This window comes from Aquabacterium sp. (assembly GCF_014378415.1).
Taxonomy (GTDB): Bacteria; Pseudomonadota; Gammaproteobacteria; order Burkholderiales; family Burkholderiaceae_C; genus Aquabacterium.
The window spans coordinates 1-4290 of the sequence record NZ_JACMNS010000188.1 but is presented as its reverse complement, the minus strand read 5'-3'; the positions used below and the strand labels follow the sequence as shown (position 1 = coordinate 4290).

Annotated in this window: 4 protein-coding genes and 2 pseudogenes; 3 read left to right on the top strand and 3 right to left on the bottom strand. The window is 63.7% G+C overall.

The features are described from left to right. Positions 1-99, bottom strand: a pseudogene (locus H7225_RS16455) (serine protein kinase RIO); the annotation flags it as partial. A gap of 76 nt (positions 100-175) precedes the next feature. Here H7225_RS16455 and H7225_RS16450 point away from each other — a divergent pair. Continuing rightward, positions 176-694, top strand: a complete 519-nt coding sequence (locus H7225_RS16450; RefSeq protein ID WP_290663766.1) for a GNAT family N-acetyltransferase — start codon at positions 176-178, stop codon at positions 692-694. A gap of 25 nt (positions 695-719) precedes the next feature. Here H7225_RS16450 and H7225_RS16445 read toward each other — a convergent pair whose 3' ends face one another. Further along, positions 720-1604 (bottom strand): HDOD domain-containing protein, encoded by an 885-nt coding sequence (locus H7225_RS16445; RefSeq protein WP_290663764.1) that lies wholly within the window; start codon positions 1602-1604, stop codon positions 720-722. 147 nt (positions 1605-1751) lie between these two features. Here H7225_RS16445 and H7225_RS16440 point away from each other — a divergent pair, with 147 nt between their 5' ends. Beyond that, complete coding sequence (locus H7225_RS16440; protein WP_290663762.1) at positions 1752-2342, top strand: chalcone isomerase family protein; 591 nt, start codon at positions 1752-1754, stop codon at positions 2340-2342. On the opposite strand, the gene H7225_RS16435 is transcribed toward H7225_RS16440, so the two are convergent. Continuing rightward, positions 2335-3756, bottom strand: a complete 1422-nt coding sequence (locus H7225_RS16435) for a cytochrome P450 (RefSeq protein WP_290663760.1) — start codon at positions 3754-3756, stop codon at positions 2335-2337. The genes H7225_RS16440 and H7225_RS16435 overlap by 8 nt on opposite strands. A gap of 100 nt (positions 3757-3856) precedes the next feature. Here H7225_RS16435 and H7225_RS16430 point away from each other — a divergent pair. Continuing rightward, positions 3857-4290 (top strand): annotated as a pseudogene (locus tag H7225_RS16430) (tRNA-dihydrouridine synthase); the annotation flags it as partial.

The following is a 4290-nucleotide window of genomic DNA, read 5'->3' as shown; positions in this document are numbered from 1 at the left end:
CACCAAAACCATGGCCTCTTTGCCGCTCATCAGCTGGCGAACCACCCCATCGATCAAGCCATCTTCAATCAGCGGTTCCAGTCTTTTGGGGATTTTCATGGTGCGCATTGTGCGCCGCCCGGATGCGACGACAATCCTCGTCCAGAACTTATCCGTCCAACAACACCAATTTGTCATGTCCCGATATCAGGTTCGCTCCGCCATTCCCCGCGATGCCATGGCCATTGCCGACATTTACGCCGCCGCCGTGCAGGCCTCCTACAAAGACTTGGTGCCTGACGAGCTGCTGAGCAGCCTGTTCGCCAGCAAGCGCCAGGGCTATTGGCGCGAAGCCATCGAAATGGGCGAGCCCCAGATCGAAGTGGCGCATGAGGGCGAGCAGGTGGTCGGCTTTGTGGGCTACGACCGCTCGCGCGACCCCAAGACGCCCTCCACCATGGGCGAGATCTGGCAGATCTACGTCACCCCCACGATGTGGTCCACCGGCGCAGGCCTGGCCCTGTGGGACGCCGCCCGCGACGGCCTCGAAGACGAAGGCTGCACCCACGTTTCGCTGTGGCTGCCCTTGCGCAACGAACGCGCGATGAACTTCCACGAAGTGGCCGGCTTCAAACGTGAGTTGACCACCGCCAGGACGGTGGACACCGGTGGCGTGAAAATCGAGACGATCCGCCTGGCGCGGGCCATCGGCTGAGCCGGGATCAGGGTTCGGCTGGAGGTCACCCGATCTCCAGCATCTCCATGACCTCGTCTGCCCAGACCGCCAGTTCATCGGCCGAGATCTGGAGCCACTCCAACGCCTTGGGCCCGTAGGCGACCCAATCTTTTTCGGGCGGCAACCCCTCCTGCAGCCGCAAAAGGTGGTCGGCCAGCAAGCCGGCGGCCACCAGGGTGTGCACCTCCGGCTCGGTGAAGCGATCACCCAGTGCAGCCAGGTCGTGGTGCAGGCGGATAGCGGCCATCAGGCTGGGCGACAGGCGCCACACCCGGGCGACCAAAGCGCCCACCACCGCGTGATCCGTGCGGTGATTGGCGTTCTCGGTGGCCACATAAGAGCGGTCAACGCGGGCCTGGGCCTCCACCATGGTGCCCACATAGCCCTTCACACTTTGCATCATCACTGGCAGGCCCACGTGACAGAACAGGCCGTAGGTGTAGGCCAGGTCGGGCGACATGCCCGGCAGGCGTTTGGCGATGAAGGCCATGGCGAGAGCCCGCTGGGCGGCGAACTCCCAAAAACCCTGCAGGTGGGAGCTGGTGACGCGGATGGTGTTTTGTGCCATGAACCCGGTCAGGATCGCGGCTGTTTCACTCAGCCCCAGGCGGTTCATGGCCTGGCCAATGCTCTGCACCGGCTGACCACCGGCGTAAAGCGGCCCATTGGCCGAGCGCAGCAGCGTGGCCGACATGGCCACATCGCTGTAGGCGATGCGGGCCACTTCGTTCAGGTCAGGCTCGCCAGCCGCCATGGCTTTTTGCAAACGCGTCAGCAATTCCGGACAAGGCGGAATGACGATGTTCTGCAGCGCCCCTTTCGCCCGGGCCTGATCAAGCTCCTGCTGGATGACAGAGATGCGCGTCGGCGCCAGATCGGTGGTCGTCATGGAAAGGCCCGAGAGTGATGTCACAAGTTGATATATCGACGTTTTATGCCGGAAATGAAGCGGGGGAAAACCGGTGTTACACAAAACAGCGGTGCTGCGATGATCATGGACGAATGATCTGCTTGGCAATGAAACAGGAGCCCCACTGTGAACAACAAACGCTGGTGGCGCCAATGGGCGCTCTCATGTCTGATGGTGCTGGCCCATGTGGCCCAGGCCGAGCCGCCCCGCGAGCTGGATGGCGTGCCCATCGACGACACCGCCCAAGTGGCGGGCGTCAAGCTGGTGCTCAACGGCGCGTCGATTCAAAAGCGCGGCTTTTTCAAGACCAACACCTGCGCCTTGTACCTGACCGAAAAGCACCACACGCTGGACGAGGTCGTGAAGCTGGCCGGTCCCAAGCGTGTCCAGTTGGTCATGCTTCGGGACGTCAAAGGCTTCCTCATTGCCCGCCAGTTCTTGAGCGACTTCGCGGCCAGTGCCACCGAAGCCGAAGTCCAGTCGCTGACCGCCGAGGTGGAATCCATTGCCGCCGGCTACGCCAAGATCGACATGCTGCACAAGGGCGATGTCGTGCTGATCGACTGGATCCCCAAGGAGGGCATCACCGCGTCGCTCAATGGCCAATCCATGGGGACGGCCCACGACAATGAATTGCTGTGGGACGTGTCCTTGCGCCCGGTGATGGGCCGCATGGCGCCCCGCGAGTTGCGCGAGCAACTGCTGGGCATCAACTGAGGCGAGACTTCAAGCGCATGGTCAAGCCCACGGGCGTCATGGTGAAAGACATCAGCTCTTGCGCTTCGCCGCCTTGCGGCGTGTCCACGCGGTCGATGTCGAACTGGCTCAGCAACATCACCATCGCCACCTTCATCTCGACCATGGCCAGGTAACGGCCCGGGCACACGCGGGGGCCACTGCCAAAGGGGGTCGAGACCTTCTTGGCGGTGCCTTCGGCCAGCCAGCGCTCAGGCATGAAGGCCGCGCCGTTCTGGAAATGGCGGTCGTCCAGCGCATCGTGGCGCGAGATGCACCACACCAGCGCGTCTTTGGGCACCAGCACATCGCCCACCACCGTGTCGCGCAAGGCTTGCTGCACCCGAAAGGGCGCCACCGGCTTGAGGCGCATGGTTTCCTGGATGCAGGCGTCCAGGTAGGGCAAGTCGCCCAGTTGGTCCATGTTGAAGACCGACAGGTCATCGCCGACCACGCGGCGCACCTCGTCTTGCGCCCTTTGCAAAGCGGCTGGGTGGCGGTGCAGCAAATGAATCGACCAAGCCAGGGTGTTGGCCGTGGTGTCTTCGCCGGCCAGCAGCATGGTGAACACATTGCCTGCCACGACCTCGTCGTTCACGCCGCTGTCCGGGTGGTCGGCGGCCACGATCAGGGCCTCGATCAGGTTAGCGGGCTGCTCACGGCGAGCGGGCTCGTGGCGCATGCGTTCGCGCGCTTGGTCGATGAAGCCGTTGATCGCCTCCCTCACCGTTTTCAAGCTGCGGTCCAGGTCGTGGTCCGACGGCAATTTGACGTAACGCCAATACGGCAACAGGGCGTTGAGCCGCTTGAACAAAGCCGGGAAGATCTTGTCCAGGTGCCGTTGGATGATGTCTTCATCCGACTCTAGCGTGTTCATGTCCACGCCAAACGCCAGGCCCGAGATGGCGTCCACGGTGAAGCGCATCAAATCGCTTTGCAAGTCAATCGCCTGCCCTTGCCGCGCGGCTTTCTGCCAGCGTCCATTCAGGCGCTGAGCCACCTTCATCAAGGCCGGAAAATAAGCACGCACATGGGTGGGTGAAAACGCCGCCATCACCATGCGCCGCTGGTGGTGCCAATCCTGGCCCTCGGCGCTGAACAGGCCTTGCGCGCCGCCCAACTCCTTCACCACGCGCTCCAGACTGGCAGGCCGCCTGAAGCCATCAGGGCGGTCTTTCATCACGGCATTGATGGCCTCGTGATCAGTCAGCACCAGCACGGGCGTGGGCCCCAGGCGCACCAGGAAGCTCGGGCCGAACTCGCGCGCCCACTGCTCAAAATCCAGGTGGATGCGCGGGCGCTTGAGCTGCAAGGCATTGCCCACGATGGGCAAGGGGCGTGGACCGGGCAGTTGGTCCAGGCGGCGCAGCGGCGGATGGCTCAGCAAGGTGCTCAAAGGGTGGTCTCCATCTCGGTGGGTCCTCAGTCTCGCACGCAAGACACACCCGGCCAAGCTCCGTACACTACGCCCCGACTCCTCCCTCCCTGAATTTTTCATGACCATCCTGCTCGCGCCCATGGAAGGCCTCCTGGATTTCCCGCTGCGCGACATCCTGACCCGCGTCGGCGGCATCGACCGCTGCGTGTCCGAGTTCATCCGCATCACCGACCAATTGCTGCCCGAGCGCGTTTTCACCCGCATCGTGCCGGAGCTGCTCAATGGTGGGCGCACGCACGCGGGGGTGCCGGTGCGCGCGCAATTACTGGGTTCCGACCCTAGCTGCATGGCCGAAAACGCCGCCCGGCTGGCCACCCTTGGCCCGGCAGGCATTGACCTTAACTTCGGCTGCCCCGCCTAAGTCGTCAACGGCCATGGCGGCGGCACGGCCTTGCTGGTGGACCCCGAGCTGCTGCACGCCATCGTGTCGGCCGTGCGCCGCGCCGTGCCGGCCGACATGCCCGTGTCGGCCAAGATGCGCCTGGGCTACCT